Below are 18,915 nucleotides of genomic sequence, written 5' to 3' on the forward strand. Positions count from 1 at the left end.
GCCGCTACTCGACGGTGACGCTCTTGGCGAGGTTGCGGGGCTTGTCGACGTCCAGGCCCCTCCCCTTGGCCACCGCGTAGGCCAGGAGCTGGAGCGGCACTACGGCCAGCACAGGCCTCAGGAGCGGGTCCACGCCCTGCGGCAGGACGACGCTCATGAAGGCCAGCTCGGTGACGCCCTCGGCCTCGGGTCCCACCACGACCAGGACCTCGGCGCCGCGCGAGCGGGTCTCCTGCAGGTTCCCTGCCATCTTCACGGCCAGGTCCGGCTGGGTGGCCAGGCCCACCACCGGCACGCCCTCGGTGATGAGGGAGAGGGTGCCGTGCTTCAGCTCCCCGCCCGCCAGGGCTTCGGCGTGGAGGTAGGAGATCTCCTTCAGCTTCAGCTGGCCTTCCATGGCGACGGCCAGGTCCCGCCCCCGCCCGATGAAGAAGAGGTCGCGCCGGTCGCGCCAGCGGGTGGCCAGCTCCTGCATGCGGGCCTCCTGGACGGCCAGCATGGCGGCCACCTGCTCGGGCAGTAAGCGCAGCCCCTCCAGGATCCCGCCCGATCGTTCCGGGCGGAGGACGCCCCGGGCCTGACCGAGTCGCAGGGCCAGGAGGAGCCCCGCCACCACCTGGGCGGTGAAGGCCTTGGTGGAGGCGACGGCGATCTCGTCACCTGCCCGCAGGGGCAGCACCTGGTCCGCCTCCCGGCCGATGGTGCTGCCCTCCACGTTCACCACGGCGACCGTGGGCGCCCCGAGCCTCTGCGCCTCCCTCAGGGCGCCCAGGGTGTCGGCGGTCTCACCGGACTGGCTGATCACCACCACCAGGCTGCGGGGACCGACGCGGGGCTGGCCGTAGCGGAACTCACTGGCCAACTCGGCCCGGGAGGGAAGGTCCGCGAGCTCATCGGTGTAGCTTGCGGCCAGCCGGGCCGCATGGTAGGCGGTGCCGCACGCGACGAACCAGACCTCGTCGACGTTCGTGGGGAGCTCGGGCAGCCACCGGAGGCCGGCGACCTGCGCTTCGGAGGTGCCACGACCGTTCGGCAGGGTCCTGGATCCGTTCCGGGCTCCCCGGCCGAGGGGGGCCCTGCCCGGCGCCCCGGGCCCGCGCAGCGGCTCCAGGAGCCTCCCGAGCGCCTCGGGCTGCTCGTGGATCTCCTTGAGCATGTAGTCGTCGAAGGCGCCCTTCAGGCTTCGTTCCGCCTGCCACTCGACGCGGAAGATGGGCCGTTCCACGCCCCGCCCGTCCAGGGTGCGCACCCGTACCCGATCCGGGTGGATGGAGGCCACCTCGCCGTCCTCCAGAACGAGCATGTTCCCGGTGAAGGTGCTCAGGGTGGGGATATCGCTGGCCACCCAATTCTCGCCCTTCCCCAGGCCCACCACCAGGGGGCTCTCGTGCCGGGCCGCCACCACCGCGTCCGGATCGTGGGCGGCCACCACCGCCACCGCGTACGAGCCTTCCACCCGCTGGAGCGCGGCCCGCACCGCCTCCTCCAGGTCGCCTTCGAAGGCGTGCTCCACCAGGTGGGCCAGCACCTCGGTGTCCGTCTCGGAGCGGAAGCGGTGCCCCTCGGATTCCAGCCAGCGGCGCAACTCTCCGTGGTTCTCCAGGATCCCGTTGTGGACCACGGCGATCCGCTGGTAGCAGTCCAGGTGCGGGTGGGCGTTCCGCTCGCTGGGCTCCCCGTGCGTGGCCCAGCGGGTGTGGCCGATCCCCGCCAGCCCGCCGGCCGGGCCTTCCACCGCGACCCGCTCCTTCAGCCGTTCCACCCTCCCCACGACCTTGACGGCCCGGACCACGCCGCCGTCGAGGATGGCCAGGCCAGCCGAGTCGTACCCCCGGTACTCGAGGCGCTCCAGCCCTCGCAGCAGGACCTCGGCTGTAGGCCGGGGCCCCGTGTACCCGATGATGCCGCACATGGCGCCACACTCCTCGTCGTCTCCCTTGTCGCGCTCCCCGCTTGCCCGCCTGCACCGGACCCTGCCCCGGCGTGGCAGCCTGGGGAGGAAAACAAAAAGGCGCGTCCGTCACGGACCGCGCCAGCGGCCACCTGGAGACAGGCAGCCACACCTCCCGGCGCATCTCAAGGACGCGCCGCTCCTGGCTTGTCTTGCCCCTGTGGGCACGGAACCGCCAGCCTCCCCACCGGAAGGCTGGACCACCAAGGCCCCCTTTGTCCCGCCGGTCGCCCGGCGGCTTTGAGGGACCCCTTACGACCGTGGCCGGCCGAGTGGCACCCGCCGAATGCTTCGATGAACCACTGCCTCGTCCACTCGCCGCCTTCGGGCGCGGCGAGTGCAGGCGCTGCTTTTCGGTTGTGGCGAAGTCCGGCTCCTGGCCGGATCAGCTTCCGCCCGACGCTCGCCCCCTTCGCGCGGGGTACCTGGAAACGGCGCCCAGCCCCACGGTTCCCTCCTTCGCCCCGGGCGGGCGTTCTCCTTCCCGGGCGCGGGAGACCTTCGCAGGCCGCCCTCATTCTATTCGGCGGGCAGGTGAAGGTTCAAGAGCCTTCCGGTTCCAGGACGGGGAGGGGGTCGGGCAGGCGGTCGTCGGGATCGGGGGGGTCTTCGTGGTCGGGGCCGGTGTAGACGTCGAACTCGTGCACGCCCACCACCGCCGGGTCCGGGAGGGGTCCCAGGAGCGGCACGTCCCGCCACTCTCTGAGGATCTCCCCGTGATCTTCCTCCCATCCCGCCAGGTAGACGGCGGCCTGGCGAGCCAGGAGGGCCCGCTCTCCGTCCAGCGAGCGCCCCGCGGCCGCCAGCGCCTCCAGGGAGGCAGGCCCTCCCAGGCGCACGAGCCCTCTCACCGCCGCCTGGAAGAGCGGCCCCTCGGATCCCGGCAGGAGCTCCCCGAGGGCAAGCCAGCTCTCGGGCAGGGGGATGCGGCTCACCACGCCGGCGGCGGCGATCCGGGCCCCTTCGTCAGCCCGGCGGAGCCAGGGGGAGACCCTCACCAGGGCGGCGGGCCCGAAGCGGGCTGTGGCCGCCTGAGCCGCCTCAGCCAGGGGGGGATAGGTCGTAAGCGCCAGGAGGCGATCCAGGTCCTGGGCTTCCCCCACCTCCCCCAGGACCTCCAGCGCCCAGGCGTGCCCGTGGAGCACCAGGGAGTCCTCCAGGAAGGCCCTGAGCGCGGGAAGGGCTTCCTTCCCCAGGCGCTTCAGGCGTACCAGGAGGGCGTAGGGGGCGCGCTCCTGGTCCGCGTCGAGCTGCCAGACCTTCCGGCCTTCCTCGGTCGCACCCTCCGCCGGGTCCCGCCCGGACCAGGCCCGGTCCAGCCGAACCACCCGTGGGAAGGTCTCGAGGAAGCACGCGGCCGCCGTCCGCAGCTCCTCCTCGGCCCAGCGCCGGATCCGCCCGTCGAAGAAGCGGGGCCTCTCGGCCAGGTACAGGATCAGGGAGAGCCGCGCCCACGAGAGCTCGTCCACCTCACGCAGCCAGCGGGCCGGATCTCCATCGCCGGCCCCTCCCTCCCAGCCGGGCAGCCCGTGGGCCCTGCCCAGCTCCACCAGCAGCAGGGAGGCGAGCCAGCCCATGGTCCCCAGCGCTTCCGGGTAGTCGCCGGCACGCCACGCTCTGGCCACGCGCTCCAGCGCAGGGCGGGCCTGGTTCCTCGCCCCGTCGGGAAACGCCCCGTCGAGGCCCTGGACCCACTCGGGTTCAACGGAGAAGGAGAGCTGGTAGTAGGAGCCTTGCACGTCCGCCAGGAGCCTGGCGGTCTTGAGGGCCTGGTCGTGCACCCACTCGTCCGGGGCGCTCTCCACCCAACGGAGGATGTCGGGCAGGCGCCGCCTCTGCTTGCGGTAGGCGGCGCTGCTCCACGCCCCGCCGGCCGTGGGCCAGTCGTCGGCTTCGAAGAACCGGTCGAGCGCCTCGCCCACGCCGGCGACGTCCAGCTCCCCCAGGGCGTAGAGCGCGATACCGCGCCGGCGGAGCGCGTCGGGGTCGTCGCCGCACTGGGTGGCGTCCAGGAGTCGCCGCGCCGCCTCCTCTTCCCGGCCCGAAGCCACCCCCCACTCGGCCAGCCCCGACAGGGCGTGCTCCTGCAGCGGCTCGGGGCCGCCGGCCAGGACCTCTTCCAGCAACCCCCGCGCCTCGGGGCGCCCCGAACGAGCCACGGCCCTCAGGGCCTGGATGCGCACGGCCAGGTTCGAGTCGCCCCGGGCCACCGCCGCCAGTGCCTGCGCCACTTCGGGCAGGTCCGCGTCCGCCGCCAGCATCCGAGCCGCCTGGGCCCGCGGCCGCCAGGCGGGGGAACGGAGGCGACCGAGATGGTGGGCAAGGACGGCCGGGGCAGTCATGCCTCGAGCTCCTGAAGATACGCCTCCTGCAGCCGCCGGGTAAGGGGTCCGGGCTCTCCGGACCCCACCGCCCGCCCGTCCACCCGAACCACAGGCAGCACGGTGGTGGTGGTGCCCGTCAGGAAGAGCTCGTCGGCCCGGCCCAGGCGGCTCGCCTCCACAGCCTCTTCCCGTACCGTGATCTCCAAGCGCCCGGCCAGCTCCAGCACCACGCTGCGGGTGACGCCGCCCAGGATCCACCGGTCCGCCGGGTGGGTCCAGAGGACTCCGTCGAAGACCGCGAACAGGTTGGTGCTGCTCCCTTCGGTGACCCGGCCGTCCCGGACGAAGACAGCCTCGAAGGCCCCGGACTCCACGGCCTGCTGCTTGGCCAGGACGTTGGGGAGCAGCCCCACGGACTTGACATGACACCAGTGCCACCGCTCGTCGGGCACGGTGATGACGGAGACGCCGCGCTCGAGCTTCTCCGGTTCGGGGCGGTGGGCTTTCCGGGCGATCATGAGCAGGGTGGGCCGCGGCTGGGCTGGAAAGGCGTGCTGCCGCGGGGCCGACCCCCGGGTGAGCTCCAGGTAGACCGTGGCCTCTTCGGCCTCCAGCCCGTTGCGGGCGGTGAGGGCGCCGGCCGCGGCCTCCAGGTCGGCTGCGGGCCGGGGCAGCTCCAGCCGGACCGCCGCGGCGCTGCGCTGCAACCGCGCGAGGTGGTCCTCCATGCGAAAGGCCCGGCCCCGGTGGACGTAGATCACCTCGTAGATCCCGTCGGCGAAGAGGAAACCCCGGTCCTCCACCGACAGGCACGCCTCGTCGTATGGCTTGAACTCGCCGTTCAGGTAGACCCACTCGCCCACCACGGTTCCCCTCCCTGCCAGCCTGGCCGCGCTCGACGGATTCGCATCTGGATTCGCCCCCGAAGGCCCGCTCCCCTTCGCCGCGCGCGCCCGCGGAAGAGCCGCGCCCCGGTTCCCGCGCCGCGCCCTCCCTCACGGGCGCGCCGGCACGTCATCGGGATCCCTCTCCAGCACCTCCCACTTCCGCTCCCCGCAGTCGGGGCAAGGAACCTGCCCCTTGGCGTAAGGAAAGGTGGCGCTCCGTTCCTCCACCCGGACGCCGCCGCATCCCAGGCAACGAACGTAGGTATGATCCATCGAGCATCCCCCCGTACCAGCCTTCCCCGAGGGCCGGGAGGACGGCAGGATCCTCCCAACGGGAAGCGAACCTCTTCCGGCGTGCCGGGGGTCGTCTGCGACCCCCCGGACCTGGCCCGGGCCTGCCCGCGCCCCGCGGCCTGCCCGCATACCACGCCCATGGAGGAATGGTTCGTGTCCCACCCGACCCGCTCCGCGTCGACCGCCGCGTCCGAAGACCTCTTCCGAAGGGCCCTGGCCGTGGCCAGCGGGGGCGTTCACTCCCCCTCCCGCTCCTATGCGGCCGTGGGTGGCGGCGCCCCCCGGTTCATGGTGCGGGGTGAGGGCGCCTACCTCTTCGACGCCGACGGCCACCGCTACATCGACTACCTTTCCGGTTACGGCGCCATCATCCTGGGCCACGCCCCCGAGCGGGTGGTGGAGGCGGTACGGAGGGTCGCCCCGGACGGGCTCCTCTTCGGCACCCCCACCCCGCTGGAGGTGGAGCTGGACGAGCGCCTCTGCCAGGTCATCCCCTCGGTGGACCGGGTCCGCTTCACCGCCTCCGGCACCGAGGCGGTGATGACTGCGATCCGCCTGGCCCGGGCCTTCACGGGCAAGACGAAGCTGGTCAAGTTCGACGGCTCCTACCACGGCCACTCGGATCCGGTGCTGGTCTCGGCAGGTTCGGGGTTCTCCACCCTGGGCATCGCGGACTCGGCAGGCATCCCCCCCGGGGTGATGGAGGACGTGATCAGCCTGCCGTACAACCAGATCGAGCCCCTGGAGGAGGTCCTGTTCCGGCAGGGGGCCCAGGTCGCGGCGGTGCTGGTGGAGCCCGTGGTGGGGAACTTCGGGCTGGTCCCGCCGAAGCCGGGCTACCTGGAGGCGCTGGTGGAGCAGGCGCACGCAGCCGGCGCGCTGGTCATCTTCGACGAGGTGATCACCGCGTTCCGCTTCGGCTACGGGGCGGTGCAGGACCGCTTCGGCCTCCGGCCCGATATCACCGTGCTGGGCAAGATCATCGGGGGCGGTATGCCCATCGGCGCCTACGGGGCCAGGGCGGAGATCATGGACCTGGTGGCCCCCCTGGGCCCCATGTACCAGGACGGCACCTGGGCGGGCCACCCGCTCTCGATGGCGGCCGGCCTTGCCTGCCTGGAGGCGCTCCGGGAAGAAGGCCTCTATGCGCGCCTCGAGCGCCTGGGCCGTCGCCTGGCCCAGGGGCTGCGCGACGCGGCAGGCCGGGCGGGCGTCCCCGTCCAGGTGCACCAGATGGGCGGGGCGATCGCCCTCTACTTCACGGGCGAGCCCGTGGACGACTTCGCGGGCTGCGAGCGAAGCGACTCCGAGCGGTTCGCCCGCTTCTTCCGCGCCATGCTTCAGCGGGGCGTGCACCTGGCCCCCTCCAAGTACGAGGTCTGGTTCGTCACAGCCGCCCACACCGAGGCCGATGTGGAACAGACGTTGGAGGCAGCCGCGGAGGCGTTCAGGAGCCTGGACTGAGGGCTCCGGCTCAGAGCAGCACCGGCCGCCGCAGCACCGCGAGCAGCAGCTCCTTCGCCCCCTCCATGTCCCGCAGGTCCACCATCTCCGCAGGTGTGTGGAGGTGCCGGCATGGGATGGAGACAGCTCCGGTGGGCACGCCGTTCCGGCTGGTGTGGATCGGCCCGGCGTCGGTCCCCCCGGCCGTGAGCACCTCCACCTGGTAGGGTATGCCGGCCTCCCGGGCCGTCTCGGTCAGGAGCCGCCGCACGGCCGGATGCGCGATGACGCTCCGGTCCATGGCCTTGACGGCCGGACCCTTGCCCAGCTCCACCGCCCGCTTGGGCGCCTTGGGGGTGTCCCCCGTGGGGGTCACGTCCACGGCGACGGCCAGGTCCGGCTGGACCCGGAAGGCAGCGGTCCGGGCGCCCCGCAGGCCCACCTCCTCCTGCACCGCGAAGACGGCGACCACCCGGTGGGGTGAGCCGTCCAGAGCCTTCAGGGTCTCCACCAGCACCGCGCAGCCGGCCCGGTCGTCGGCCGCCTTGGCGATGAGCCGGTGCTCGCCGGCCTCGGCCACCGGGCGCACGAAGACGCCCGCCTCGCCCACCTGGACCCGGGCGGCCGCCTCGCTCCGGGAGGAGGCGCCGATGTCCACCAGCAGGTGGCTCAGCTCCAGGTCCTTGATCTCCTCCAGGTAATCGGCGGCCACGCTGCCCTCGGCCCCGCCCGCGAAGCGCACACGCTGGCCCAAGGCCACCTGCGGCGAGACACCGCCGATGGGGGCCACCCGGAGAAAGCCTTCCTCCTCGATGTAGGTCACCACCAGCCCGATCTCGTCGGTGTGGGCGTCGAGCATGACCGTGAGCCCGCCCGGGCCGCCGGGCTCCCGGATCGCGTAGAGGTTGCCCAGCGCGTCGGTCTCGAGCCGGTCCACCCTTCCCCGGAGCTCCTCCTCGAGCACCCGCCGGACCTCACCCTCGGCCCCCGAGGGCCCCATGGTCTCGCTCAGCTTGCGAAAGGTCTCCTTCACCGTCCGTCGCCTCCGTTGGGAAGCTCCCGGGCCCAGGCGCGGAGGGCGCGCCGGGCGAGCTCCAGAGCATGCTGGTAGTCGTCCAGGGAAAGGACGCCCCCGGGCTGGTGCAGGTACCGGCACGGGAGCGAGAGGCTGGCCACCCGCGCGCCGCCCCGCTGGGTCTGGATGGCGCCCGCGTCGTTGCCGCCTGCGACGCCCTGCTTCCACTGCCACGGGATTCGGGCCGCCTCCGCCTCCCGTACCAGGATGCGGACCATCTCCGGGTCCGCGATGCTGGTGCGGTCGCGGAAGGTCACGGCAGGCCCCTGGCCCAGGCGGGTGGTCTGCCGGGCGGGGTCCACGTCGGGAAGATCGGCGCAGGAGGTAGTCTCCAGCACCAGCGCGGCGTCGGGCTCCAGCCGGTAGGCAGCCACCTGGGCACCTCGCAGGCCCACCTCCTCCTGGACGGTGAAGGCGGCCAGGAAGGGTCCGGGCCACTCCTCCCGCAGGAGCTCCAGGAGCATGAGGCAGCCGGCCCGGTCGTCGAGGGCCTTCCCCATCACCCGCCCTTCCCCGAAGACCTCGAAGGGGCGCTCGAAGACGACCCGGTCGCCCAGGCTCACCACCGCCTCGGCCTCGTTGCGGCTCCGGGCGCCGATGTCGAGGTAGAGCTCCTCGAGCCGGTAGGCCTTCTTCCGCTCTTCGGGCTGCTGAAGGTGGATGGGCTTGCCCCCCACCACCCCGGGCACCCGCCTCTCGCCGATGCGCACCACCTGCGCCGGCAGGATGCGGGGGTCGATGCCGCCCACGGGGCGGAAGTGGAGGAGGCCGTCGTCCTCGACGGAGGTGACCATGAGGCCCACCTCGTCCATGTGGGCGGCCACCATCAGGCGGGGGCCGGGCTTCTCCTCCCCCACGCGCACCAGGAGGTTCCCCAGCGCGTCGGTCTCCATGCGCCAGGATCCCGGCGGCGGCTTTGCCTCGACGCGCTCCCGAATCCAGGCGCGGACGGGCCCTTCCGCACCCGAGACCCCGTCCAACTCCGATAGGTACCGCAAACCCTCAATGATCGCGGCCTCCCGCTCGCTCGGGCTCCAGAGCGGCTCGCGGGCCGGTTCGCTCATTGGTTGAGCCCCCTCACCCATTGCGGGTCCATCCCGGAGACGGCGGCGGCCAGGAGCCGTCCCGTGGCCTCCAGGTCCCGGGCGTCCACGGTCTCCACGGTGCTGTGCATGTACCGAAGCGGCACCGAGAGGAGGCCCGTGGCCACACCGCTGCGGGCCACCTGGAGGGCCCACGCGTCAGTGCCCGTCTGGCCGGGGGCCGGCTCGATCTGGTGCGGGATCCCCTCGGCCTTGGCCCGCTCCACCAGGAAGCGGAAGACCTCCGGATGGATGTTGGGCCCCAGTGCCAGGGCGGGGCCGCCGCCGGCCTCGGCGGAGCGGTCCTTCTCCACGGCAGGCTGGCGGGCGAAGCCTACGTCCACCGCGAGGCCCACGTCAGGCGCGACGCCGAAGGCGCTGGTGGTGGCGCCCCGCAGGCCCACCTCTTCCTGGACCGTGGCCACCGCCAGCACGTCGACCCTGTGCCGCCGGCGGGTCAGCTCCCCCAGGGCGTGGTACGCCGCCGCGACGCTTGCGCGGTTGTCGAAGGCCTTTCCGGCCAGCCGCCCGCCCAAGAGGCGCACGGCCCGCTGGTCGCGAACCACCAGGTCGCCCGGTTCCACCAGGGCCCGCACCCGTTCCTCGGGCAGCCCCACGTCCACGAAGAGATCCTGCATGGGCACGGGCTTCTTCATCTCCTCGGGGGTGGTGAGGTGGGGGGGCTTCATCCCCAGGTACCCCACCAGCTCCCGCCGCCCTTGCACCCGCACCCGGTGGGCCAGGACGTTCCGCACGTCGATGCCGCCCACGGGCGCCACCCTCAGGAAGCCGCCCTTCTCGATGGAGAGGACCATGAAGCCGATCTCGTCCATGTGGGTGGCGATCATCACCCGGGGGCGGGGTTCGGGTCCCTCGCCCCGCTTCAGGGCCACCAGGTTCCCCAGCGGATCCACCCGGACCTCGTCCACCAGGGGCTCCCATGCCTCCCGAATGCGGACGGCCACCTCCGCCTCGTGCCCGGAGACCCCGGGCAGCTCCGAGACGGCCTCCAGGAACTCCGTCGCTGTCACCTGCCGCTCACCTCCACCGCGTTCAGCACCTCGGCCAAGGCCTGCAACGGCTCGTCGGGGTCCTCCCACACGAGCCCGTGCCCACGTCCCGGTACCACCCGCAGTTCCGCCCCCGGTACCTGGGCCGCGAGCCGGCCCGCCTCCTTGGGCGGCGTCACGCGGTCCTCACCGCCCACCAGCACCCGGGCCGGCACCCGCAAGCCCGCCAAGAGCCCGCGCCCGTCGAAGGCCAGGGCCGCCTCGGCCATTTGGCGGAAGACGGCCCGATCCGGGTGCCCCCGCTCCAGGGCCAGACCCTGCTGCAACCGCCGGATGGTCGCCTCCGACCTTTCGTACAAGGCGGGAGCGAAGGTCCAGAGGTGGACCTCCCGGTAGAAGAGCCCCACCGGCAGCCGCTCGTAGAGCTCGGCCCAGACCCGCACCAGCTCGCTGCGATGGGCATCGGGGGCGAGCCACGTGGAGATCAGCAGCAGCCCGTCCATCCGATCGGGGTGCGTCCCGGCCATGGCCTGGGCGACCGCGCCCCCGAAGGAGACCCCCACGAGGACGGCCTGCCCGATTCCGAGCCCGTCCAGGAGAGCCCAGCCGTCCGCAGCCGCCTGCTGCACCGAGTACCCCGACGCGGGCCGGTCGCTCGCTCCCGACCCGCGGGGGTCGAAGAGGATGGCCTGGCACGGGGGCAGGCGGCGCCGAAGGTGGTTGAAGGCGGCATGGGTTCCTCCCAGGGGCGGCAGGAAGAGCACCGGCTCGCCCTCGCCCTCCCGGCGGAACGCGAGCTGCACGCCCCCCACGTCCATCTTTTCCAGCGCTGGCCCTCCCTTGCACGCCGCGCTCGCACGCGGGACCGGACGGCGCACTGCCTCGCGGCGCCCGATGCAGCCTGGCGCCGCCGCGTCAGGCCAGGGTCGTCCCCATTCCGCCGTCCACCACCAGGGTCTGCCCGGTGACGTAGCTGGCGGCGTCCGAGAGGAGGAAGGCGGCCAGGCGGGCCAGCTCGGCCGGATCCCCGTAGCGCCCTAGCGGGATGCCCGCCTCCCACTGGCGCCGGACCTCATCCAGCGTGCTCCCGACCTGGCGGGCCTTGATCTCGTCCAGCTCCCGCACCCGCTCGGTGTCCAGCCGCCCGGGCGCGATGCAGTTGATGCGCACCCGGGGGGCCAGCTCCTGGGAGAGGGTCTTGGCCAGGCCCACGATCGCCGGCCGGAACGCGTTGGAAAGAAGGAGCCCCGGGATGGGCTGCTTCACCGACGACGAGACGATGATGACGATGGAGCCACCGTTTCGCTCCAGGTAGGGCCGGGCCGCACGGATGGACCGGACCACGCTCATGAGGTTCAGGTCGAAGGCAAGCTGCCAGGCGTCGTCGCCCAGCTGCTCGAAGCGCCCTGCCGGCGGCCCGCCCGCGTTGCAGACCAGGAGCTCCAGGCCCCCCATGGCCTCGGCCGATTCCTGGATGAACGCCTCGAGGCCCTCCTTCTGGGTGACGTCCACCGCCCGGTGGAAGGGGCGCCTCCCCGTCTCCGCCGCAATGACCTCGGCCACCTGGGCGATCCGGGCCTCGTCACGACTGGCCAGGGCCAGGGTGGCTCCCTCGCGGGCCAGCTCGTGGGCAATGGCCCGCCCCAGACCGCGACTCGACGCCAGGACGACACCCCGCCGCCCTTGAAGCTTCAGATCCATGATCCGTCTCCCTTCCAGCCCCTTCGGGGCTCGGTGATTACCGGGCGCGGCCGGCGTGCCGGGGCAGGCTTGGCTCGGCCTGCCGTTGAGCGGCCTGGGGCAGGCCGGCAGCTGCGGCGGCCGCGGGCGCCAGGAGCTGGATGGCCGCGGGGTGCGCGTCGAGCCTGGCCGGAAGACCCGCCATCACCTCGCCGTCGGCCTGCCAGTGGAGGGGCGCGTCCGAGTCCACCTCCACCTCGCGGGCCGCGAGGACCTGCACCTTCGGGTGCCGAACGTGGGTCCCCGGGAAGACCCGGGGCAGCACCCGGAGGACCTCCGAGCGCGTCAGGTCGCCCACCACCACCGTCTCCAGGAGGCCGTCGTCCGCCCGGGCGGTGGGGCACAGGTTCAGCCCCCCTGCGCAGTGGGGCAGGTTCCCGACGGCGACCAGCAGGCAGCGCTCCTCCCAGCTTCGCCCATCCACCCGGATGCGCATGAGCTGGTTCCGGTAGGTGGCAAGCTGGGCCAGGATGGCGACCATGTAGTTGAAGGTGCCCGGGATGAAGGTGGGGAGCTGCCCGCCCAGGTGGGCCACCTCGGCGTCGAAGCCGACCCCGGTGATGTTCAGGAAGTAGCGGCCGTTCACCCGTCCCAGGTCCAGGGGGCGGAGGTGGGGCTCGCGCAGGAGACGGAGCCACGTTTCCAGACGACGAGGAATCCCTGTGTTCCGGGCGAAGTCGTTGCCCGTTCCGCACGACACCTGGCCGAAGGCGGGCCGCCTCTCGGGAGGGAGCTGCATGAGACCGTTCACCACCTCGTTGGCGGTACCGTCGCCCCCAACCGCCACCACCAGCGGGTAGCCCTCGTGTGCTGCTCCCAGGGCCAGCTCCACCGCCTGGCCCGGGGCGCGGGTGAGACTGCTGGGGAGCGGCGCGCCCACCAGGTCCTGGAGCCGGTTCCAAGCACGACGGGCCCTCCCCGAACCCGCCACGGGGTTGACCACGAAGAACGCTTCCATCGCCCACGCTCCTCCTCGCCCGAACCGTGCGCCCCCACGCACTGCCTGCCATCCCCGGTGCCCAGGCCTGGCCTTGCGGCGCGTCCCCGAATCCGCCCGGGAGGGCAGGATCCACGCACCGGCAGCCGGAATAACACCAGAGGCTTCATTTCGTCAGGCCACTTCGTTTTCCTGGGTGGGATGGGTTTGGCTGCCTCCCCTGAGCGGACCGACCTGGCGCTGGCCCTGGGGGGCGGCGCGCTGCGCGGCGTGGCGCACATCGGAGTCCTCCAGGTCCTGCACGAGCATGGGATCTACCCATCCATGGTCACGGGCACGTCGGCCGGAAGCCTGGTGGGCGCCTTCTATGCGGCCGGCATCGATCCCTACCACATGGCCGAGCTGACCCGCTCGCTCACCGCGGACGTCCTCGTCGACACCGACCTAGGCCCGCTCTCGCTCCTCCTCCTGAGCCAGCGGGTGGCCCTGGAGATGATCGGGCGCTCGGCCCGCACCCCCAGCGGCATCGCCGCCGGCCGCCGGCTGGAAGCCTGGATCCGGGAGAACCTGCCCGTGCCGGGGCTGGATCAACTTTCCTTACCTTTCGCGTGCGTGGCCGTGGACATACGCTCAGGAGAGCGGGTGATCCTTGGCGCCCGGCGCTTGTTCCCAGGGGAGCCCCCGTTGGGAACCGTCTTCCTCAGCGAGGAGGTCGCCGACACCGCCGCCGCGGTGCGGGCCAGCTCGTCCATTCCGTGGTTCTACGCGCCCAAGCGCATCGCCGGCAGGATCCTGGTGGACGGCGGCGTGGCCGAGCCCGTTCCCGCTCCCACCGCCCGATTGCTGGGGGCCCGGAAAGTGGCGGCGGTCGACGTGGCGCCCACCGAGGGGAACCACGGCGAGATCCAGGGCCTCACCCGCATCCTGGGGCGTTCCCTCAGCATCGGCACCGCGGTGATGACCCGCCTGCAGCTCGAGCACGACGCGGACGTGGTGATCCACCCGCGCCTGCGCGACGCGCCCATGACCGAGTCGTCGGTGATCCCCGAGTACCTGGCGGCCGGCCGGGTGGCGGCCATGGCAGCCCTTCCCGCCCTGGAAGAGCTGCTCCGCCGGCCCTTGCGGCCCCGGCGGCGGTGGTTCGGGCTAGGGTCGTAGGGCCCGTCAGGGTTCCCTGTCGGCATGAGAGCGGACCCACCGGTAGCGGCGACGGCGCGAGACCGATCGAGGTCGGCAGCGCATGGGTGCTTGGCGGCTGCGCCCGTTCGCGTCGGGTGCGGAGAGCCATCAGGTAGGTCAAGGGAGAAGCCCCACCCCCTGCTCCCGCGCCGCCTCCAGGAAGAAGTCCGCATGGCCCTCCTCCACCTGGAAGCGGCGGGAATCGGCATCGTAGGCAACCACACCGTACGCGAACCACTGGTTCTCCTCCAGCCACCGCAGGAGGCGGCTCACCGCCTCGTCGGGGACGTGGGCGGGCACGGGGAGCGAGCGCATGGCACTCGAGCCGGCCACGGCTATCCCTCCTCCCCGGGCCCCAGCCAGTGGTCGAAGACGAGCCTGGAGGCCCGGGCCACCACGGTCTCGCCCTCGTTCTGGTAGGCGAAGCCCCGGTCCCGGGAGTCCTTGGTCATCACCGCCACCGCGTAGGCGCCGTGGGAGGTGCTGATGATCCCCACGTCGTTCCGCACGCCCGCGATGGAGCCGCTCTTGGACTGGATGCGGAGGTCCGAGGTTCCGTCTTCGACCGCGTCCAGGTCGTAGCCCAGCTCGCGGCCCAGGACAGAGAAGTGCTGCCGGCCCAGGATCTCCAGCACCTGCTCGCATCCGGCCTCGGAGAGGATCTGGTGCCGGTGGAGGGCGGTGAGGAGCTCCACCATGTCCGCCGGCGAGACGGTGGACCGGCGACCCTCCCGCTGGGCCGGGGTCTGGCGCTCGGGCGGCGCCAGGAGCGGCCCGGCCAGGTAGGTCTGCCGGAGCCCCCATGCCTGCGCCGACGCGTTGACCGCCTCGATCCCCACCCGCTCCATGACCATGTTGGTGGCCGTGTTGTCGCTCACCACGATCATGAGCGTGAGCAGGTCCCGCAGGGTGGGCTCGAGGCCGGGCTCCAGCTCCTTCAGCACCCCGCTGCCGCCCACCTGGTCCTCCGTGCGAAGGGGGACGCGCCGGGCGAGGTCCAGCCGGCCTTCCTCGGCCTGCCGGAAGGCCTCCACCAGGATGGGCAGCTTGATGACGCTGGCCGCCGGGAAGGTCTCGGCCGCCCGGAAGGAGAGCGCGGGGCGGCGGGCGGGGCGTCCGGACAACCCCCGGGCTGCCACGGCCAGCGTTCCGCTGAAGCCTGCGTCGAGCTCGGTGAGCTCATCGTAGATGCTGCGCATCATGGGCACGACCTCCCGTGGATGCTCCTCGCGTGCAGGGCCCCGGCGGTCTCGCAAGCGGTACTGCCCTTCAGGAGCCGCTTGCGCCCTGCCGAGGGTGGAGCTGCTCGATCCGGTTCTCGAACTCAGCCCGCAGCATGGCGCGGGTGGTCTCAGGAACGAAGGCCGCTTCCACCCCGTTCAGGGCCAGGCGGGCGAGCCGGTCGAAGTCCAGCTCGAAGACTCCCGCGGCCAGGGACCACTCGCCAGCGAGCTCGATGCGGGAGACGCCGGGGTCGTCGGAGTTGAGGGTGACGGGCACGCCCTCGGCCAGGAAGCGGCCGAAGGGATGGTCCTGAAGGCGGCGGACCGCACCTGTCTGCAGGTTGCTGGTGAGGCACGACTCAATCCAGATCCGGTGCTCCCGCAGGTGGTCGAGCAGCGCAGGATCCTCCACGGCCCGGGTGCCGTGGCCGATGCGCCACGCCCCCAGCTCCCGCACCGCCACCCAGACGGCCTCCGGCCCCGCGGCCTCGCCGGCGTGGATGGTGACGGCCAGCCCTGCATCCCGCGCCCTTCGGAAGATGGGGACGTAGAGCTCCGGTGGATAGGCGGTCTCGTCACCCGCCAGGTCGACCCCGGCCACCCCGTGATCCCGGTAGCGCGCGGCCAGCTCCACCACCTGCCGGTTCTCCTCCTCGGGCCGTCCCCGCATCACCACCAGGATCAGGCGGGCCAGAATGGGCCACTGCCGGCCGGCCTCCTGGATCCCCTGAAGGATGGCCTCCACGACCTGCTCCAAGGTCAAGCCGCCCTCGGTGTGGAGCCAGGGGGCCGCCCGCAGCTCGGCGTAGCGGACGCCCGAGCGGTGGGCGTCCTCCAGAGCCTCACGGGTGATGCGGCGGAGTGCCGCCTCCGTCTGGGTCACCCGGTTGATGACGGGGAAGCGGGTGAGGAATTCGGCCAGGCTGCGGACGCCGGGTCCCACCGTGATCGCCCGCTCCGCCTCTTCCAGGGTGAGGCCGTCGCCGCTGGGAAGGGCTCGGGCCAGCTCCACGTACGTCTGCGGGCGGAGCGCCCCATCCAGGTGGAGGTGCAGGTCGGCCTTGGGCAACGCGCGAAGGACGGGGGCCACCGGCGTTGCCGTCCCCTGGTGCACCGGACCCTCTGACATGGAACTCGTCGCCTCCTCCATCCCTCGGGCCCATGCCTGCAGGGCGGGCGCGGCAGGGTCGGGCGCGGAGGTCGTGCTCGGCCCCAGGTACGCCCCGGGGCCGCAGCGCTGCGGCCCCGGGCTTCGATCACGGCTGTCCCCGATGCTTCTACAGCCGCCCCGCCGCCTCCTGCATCTCGGGATGGCGGGCGGCCCGCTCCATCTCCTGCGCGTCCATGACGGCCACGCAGGCGATGTTGACGATGTCTTCCACATCGTCGCCCCGCTGCAGCACGTGGACGGACTTGCGGGTGCCCATCAGGATGGGCCCGATGGCTTCGGCGCCGCCCAGGCGCTGGAGGAGCTTGTACGCGATGTTGGCGGAGCTGAGATCCGGGAAGACCAGGACGTTGGCGCCGCCCTTGAGAGCCGAGAAGGGATACTCGCTCTCGAGGATCTCGGGCACCACCGCGGTATCGGCCTGCATCTCACCGTCCACGGCCAGATCCGGCCTCCGGTCGCGCACGAGCTCGGTGGCCAAGCGCACCTTCTCCGCCAGCGGGTGCGGCGTGGAGCCGAAGTTGGAGAAGGAGAGCATGGCGATGCGGGGTTTGACGCCAAGCATCTTCGCCCGCTCGGCCGCGAGGATGGCGATGTCGGCCAGCTCCTCCGCCGTCGGCTCGACGTTCACCGTGGCATCGGTGAAGAAGAAGGCCTTGTCGTCCAGCACCATCAGGTAAAGGCCGGCCACCCGGCCGACCCCCGGCCGCGTCTTGATGATCTGCAGCGCAGGGCGCAGCACCTCGGGATAGTGGTAGGTGAGGCCGGCCACGAACGCGTCCGCGTCGCCCACCTCCACCATCAACGGCCCGAAGACGTTCCCCTGCCGAGCCAGCTTCCGGGCCTCCCGCAGGGTGACGCCCTTCCGTTGGCGCATCTGGTAGTAGCGCTCGACGTAGGCCTCGAAGCGCGGGTGCCGCTCGGGACAGATGACGGTGAGTTGCCCGTTGATCCCGAGCCCGTGGGCGGTTGCCGTCACCACGTCCGGGTTCCCCAGGAGGATCGGCTGGGCGAGCCCTTCATCCCGGAGGATGGCGGCGGCCCGGATGATCTTGGGCTCCTCGCCCTCGGAGAAGACGACCCGCTTGGGACTCTGCTGGGCCCGGTGCATGATGAAGTGCTTCACCTGGCGCGCCTTGCCGAAGCGGGTCTCCAGACGCTCCCGGTACTCGTCCAGGTCGACGTGGAGCCGCGCCACGCCCGTCTCCATCGCGGCCTGGGCCACCGCCGGCGCCTCCCAGGTGAGAACCCGGGGATCCAGCGCCTTGGGGATCAGGTAGTCCGGACCGAAGCGCATCTGCTCCACCCCGTAGGCCCGGAGGACCACGTCGGGCACCTCCTCGCGGGCCAGGTTGGCCAGGGCGCGGGCGGCGGCGACCTTCATCGCGTCGTTGATGGCCCGGGCCCGCACGTCGAGCGCCCCCCGGAAGATGAAGGGGAAGCCCAGCACGTTGTTCACCTGGTTGGGGTAGTCGCTGCGGCCCGTGGCCACCAGCGCGTCGGGACGGGCCTCGCGGGCCACCTCGTAGGGGATCTCCGGATCCGGGTTGGCCAGCGGCATGATCATGGGCCGCTCGGCCATGCGCTTCGCCATCTCGGCGGTGACCACGTTGGCGATGGACAGGCCGAGGAAGACGTCGGCCCCTTCCAGCGCCTCCGCCAGGGTGCGCCGGTTGGTGTCGGCAGCGTACGCCTCCTTGAAGGGGTTCATCCCCTCGGTGCGGCCCTTGTAGATGACCCCCTTGGAGTCGCACATGAGGATGTTCTCACGCCGCAGGCCCAGGTTGACGAAGAAGTCCGCGCACGCGATGGCCGATGCGCCGGCGCCGTTGATCACCAGGCGGACCTGGTCGATGGCCTTGCCCACCACCTCCAGGCCGTTGAGCAGGGCGGCACCCGAGATGATGGCCGTCCCGTGCTGGTCGTCGTGGAAGACGGGGATCTCCATCTCCGCCTTCAACCGGCGTTCGATCTCGAAGCACTCGGGCGCCTTGATGTCCTCCAGGTTGATGCCCCCGAAGGTGGGCTCGAGCGCCTTGACGATCCGGATCACGTCCTCGGGATCCGGCGCGTCGATCTCCAGGTCGAAGACGTCGATGTCCGCAAACCGCTTGAAGAGGACCCCCTTGCCCTCCATCACGGGCTTGCCTGCCAGAGCCCCCACGTTGCCCAGGCCCAACACCGCCGTGCCGTTGGACACGACGGCCACCAGGTTGCCCCGGGCGGTGTAGTCGAAGGCCTTGTCGGGATCCTTCTCGATCTCCCGCACCGGCTCGGCCACGCCCGGGGTGTACGCGAGCGACAGGTCGCGCTGGGTCGCGCACGGCTTGGTGACCCGCAGCTCGATCTTGCCAGGACGTCCCTTGGAGTGGTACTCCAGGGCCTCCTCGCGGAGGATTTTGGCCACGTCGTTCCCCCCTAGCTCCTGCAGGATCGCGCTCCCGCAGGGTAAGACCCCCTGCACTATTCTCATCCTGTATACAGGAATCCTTTGGCGGCTCCGGCAGGTTCCGGTGGTACGTCACCTGCGCGTCCCACGACTGGTTGACAAACCCACCCGCCCGCCTTATCCTGGGAGCGTGATTCTGGACCCAGCTCGGTG

The 18,915-nt window shown here is 72.0% G+C and carries 16 protein-coding genes; 2 read left to right on the forward strand and 14 right to left on the reverse strand.

The genetic code is table 11. The features are described from left to right. Positions 1-4 precede the first annotated feature (4 nt). The 4 genes from glmS to LIP_RS19040 all read right to left on the reverse strand — a co-directional run bounded on the left by glmS (position 5) and on the right by LIP_RS19040 (position 5,435). Positions 5-1,912 (reverse strand): glutamine--fructose-6-phosphate transaminase (isomerizing), encoded by a 1,908-nt coding sequence (glmS, locus tag LIP_RS14135; RefSeq protein WP_068139780.1) that lies wholly within the window; start codon positions 1,910-1,912, stop codon positions 5-7. 581 nt (positions 1,913-2,493) lie between these two features. Next, positions 2,494-4,293 carry a HEAT repeat domain-containing protein gene (locus tag LIP_RS20140; protein WP_068139783.1) on the reverse strand — a complete coding sequence of 600 codons (1,800 nt, stop codon included), beginning with the start codon at positions 4,291-4,293 and terminating at the stop codon, positions 2,494-2,496. Beyond that, positions 4,290-5,138: a D-amino acid aminotransferase gene (locus LIP_RS14145; protein ID WP_068142087.1), complete on the reverse strand. Its 849-nt coding sequence runs from the start codon at positions 5,136-5,138 to the stop codon at positions 4,290-4,292. The genes LIP_RS20140 and LIP_RS14145 overlap by 4 nt, the downstream gene beginning before the upstream one ends. Positions 5,139-5,270: 132 nt before the next feature. Beyond that, a complete protein-coding gene (locus LIP_RS19040) occupies positions 5,271-5,435 on the reverse strand; it encodes a hypothetical protein (protein ID WP_158509697.1) in 165 nt (54 codons plus the stop codon). A gap of 159 nt (positions 5,436-5,594) precedes the next feature. On the opposite strand from LIP_RS19040, the gene LIP_RS14150 reads away from it, so the two are divergent. After that, complete coding sequence (locus LIP_RS14150) at positions 5,595-6,920, forward strand: aspartate aminotransferase family protein (protein ID WP_068142091.1); 1,326 nt, start codon at positions 5,595-5,597, stop codon at positions 6,918-6,920. Between the two features lie 10 nt (positions 6,921-6,930). Here the strand turns inward: LIP_RS14150 and LIP_RS14155 are convergent, their stop codons facing one another. The 6 genes from LIP_RS14155 to LIP_RS14180 all read right to left on the reverse strand — a co-directional run bounded on the left by LIP_RS14155 (position 6,931) and on the right by LIP_RS14180 (position 12,764). Next, positions 6,931-7,899 (reverse strand): M42 family metallopeptidase, encoded by a 969-nt coding sequence (locus tag LIP_RS14155; protein WP_068142102.1) that lies wholly within the window; start codon positions 7,897-7,899, stop codon positions 6,931-6,933. 29 nt (positions 7,900-7,928) lie between these two features. Continuing rightward, positions 7,929-9,038, reverse strand: a complete 1,110-nt coding sequence (locus tag LIP_RS14160) for a M42 family metallopeptidase (protein ID WP_082726379.1) — start codon at positions 9,036-9,038, stop codon at positions 7,929-7,931. Further along, positions 9,035-10,087, reverse strand: coding sequence for a M42 family metallopeptidase (locus LIP_RS14165; RefSeq protein WP_068139787.1), 1,053 nt, complete (start codon positions 10,085-10,087; stop codon positions 9,035-9,037). The genes LIP_RS14160 and LIP_RS14165 overlap by 4 nt, the downstream gene beginning before the upstream one ends. After that, positions 10,084-10,869 (reverse strand): alpha/beta fold hydrolase, encoded by a 786-nt coding sequence (locus tag LIP_RS14170; RefSeq protein WP_158509698.1) that lies wholly within the window; start codon positions 10,867-10,869, stop codon positions 10,084-10,086. The genes LIP_RS14165 and LIP_RS14170 overlap by 4 nt, the downstream gene beginning before the upstream one ends. 112 nt (positions 10,870-10,981) lie before the next feature. Continuing rightward, positions 10,982-11,767 carry an SDR family oxidoreductase gene (locus LIP_RS14175; RefSeq protein ID WP_068139793.1) on the reverse strand — a complete coding sequence of 262 codons (786 nt, stop codon included), beginning with the start codon at positions 11,765-11,767 and terminating at the stop codon, positions 10,982-10,984. 37 nt (positions 11,768-11,804) lie between these two features. Further along, positions 11,805-12,764, reverse strand: coding sequence for a diacylglycerol/lipid kinase family protein (locus LIP_RS14180; protein WP_068139794.1), 960 nt, complete (start codon positions 12,762-12,764; stop codon positions 11,805-11,807). 186 nt (positions 12,765-12,950) lie between these two features. Here LIP_RS14180 and LIP_RS14185 point away from each other — a divergent pair, with 186 nt between their 5' ends. Continuing rightward, the gene (locus tag LIP_RS14185) at positions 12,951-13,901 is read left to right on the forward strand and encodes a patatin-like phospholipase family protein (RefSeq protein WP_068139797.1); all 951 of its coding nucleotides are present in this window, start codon (positions 12,951-12,953) and stop codon (positions 13,899-13,901) included. Between the two features lie 138 nt (positions 13,902-14,039). On the opposite strand, the gene LIP_RS14190 is transcribed toward LIP_RS14185, so the two are convergent. The 4 genes from LIP_RS14190 to LIP_RS20235 all read right to left on the reverse strand — a co-directional run bounded on the left by LIP_RS14190 (position 14,040) and on the right by LIP_RS20235 (position 18,720). Then, complete coding sequence (locus LIP_RS14190; protein ID WP_068139799.1) at positions 14,040-14,255, reverse strand: hypothetical protein; 216 nt, start codon at positions 14,253-14,255, stop codon at positions 14,040-14,042. 2 nt (positions 14,256-14,257) lie between these two features. Beyond that, positions 14,258-15,124, reverse strand: a complete 867-nt coding sequence (locus LIP_RS14195) for a serine hydrolase (RefSeq protein WP_068139802.1) — start codon at positions 15,122-15,124, stop codon at positions 14,258-14,260. A gap of 67 nt (positions 15,125-15,191) precedes the next feature. Beyond that, a complete protein-coding gene (add, locus tag LIP_RS14200; protein WP_068139805.1) occupies positions 15,192-16,274 on the reverse strand; it encodes an adenosine deaminase in 1,083 nt (360 codons plus the stop codon). Between the two features lie 148 nt (positions 16,275-16,422). Further along, positions 16,423-18,720: an NADP-dependent malic enzyme gene (locus LIP_RS20235; RefSeq protein ID WP_144440518.1), complete on the reverse strand. Its 2,298-nt coding sequence runs from the start codon at positions 18,718-18,720 to the stop codon at positions 16,423-16,425. Between the last annotated feature and the right edge of the window lie 195 nt (positions 18,721-18,915).

The sequence above is a fragment of the Limnochorda pilosa genome (assembly GCF_001544015.1).
GTDB lineage: Bacteria > Bacillota > Limnochordia > Limnochordales > Limnochordaceae > Limnochorda > Limnochorda pilosa.

Excerpts from the sequence above, each read along its gene's own strand:
- LIP_RS14160 (WP_082726379.1), bottom strand. The coding sequence starts at position 9,038 with ATGAGCGAACCGGCCCGCGAGCCGCTCTGGAGCCCGAGCGAGCGGGAG.
- LIP_RS20140 (WP_068139783.1), bottom strand. The coding sequence starts at position 4,293 with ATGACTGCCCCGGCCGTCCTTGCCCACCATCTCGGTCGCCTCCGTTCC.
- add (WP_068139805.1), bottom strand. The coding sequence starts at position 16,274 with ATGTCAGAGGGTCCGGTGCACCAGGGGACGGCAACGCCGGTGGCCCCC.
- LIP_RS14155 (WP_068142102.1), bottom strand. The coding sequence starts at position 7,899 with ATGGGGCCCTCGGGGGCCGAGGGTGAGGTCCGGCGGGTGCTCGAGGAG.
- LIP_RS19040 (WP_158509697.1), bottom strand. The coding sequence starts at position 5,435 with ATGGATCATACCTACGTTCGTTGCCTGGGATGCGGCGGCGTCCGGGTG.
- glmS (WP_068139780.1), bottom strand. The coding sequence starts at position 1,912 with ATGTGCGGCATCATCGGGTACACGGGGCCCCGGCCTACAGCCGAGGTC.
- LIP_RS14195 (WP_068139802.1), bottom strand. The coding sequence starts at position 15,124 with ATGATGCGCAGCATCTACGATGAGCTCACCGAGCTCGACGCAGGCTTC.
- LIP_RS14150 (WP_068142091.1), top strand. The coding sequence starts at position 5,595 with ATGGAGGAATGGTTCGTGTCCCACCCGACCCGCTCCGCGTCGACCGCC.
- LIP_RS14175 (WP_068139793.1), bottom strand. The coding sequence starts at position 11,767 with ATGGATCTGAAGCTTCAAGGGCGGCGGGGTGTCGTCCTGGCGTCGAGT.
- LIP_RS14180 (WP_068139794.1), bottom strand. The coding sequence starts at position 12,764 with ATGGAAGCGTTCTTCGTGGTCAACCCCGTGGCGGGTTCGGGGAGGGCC.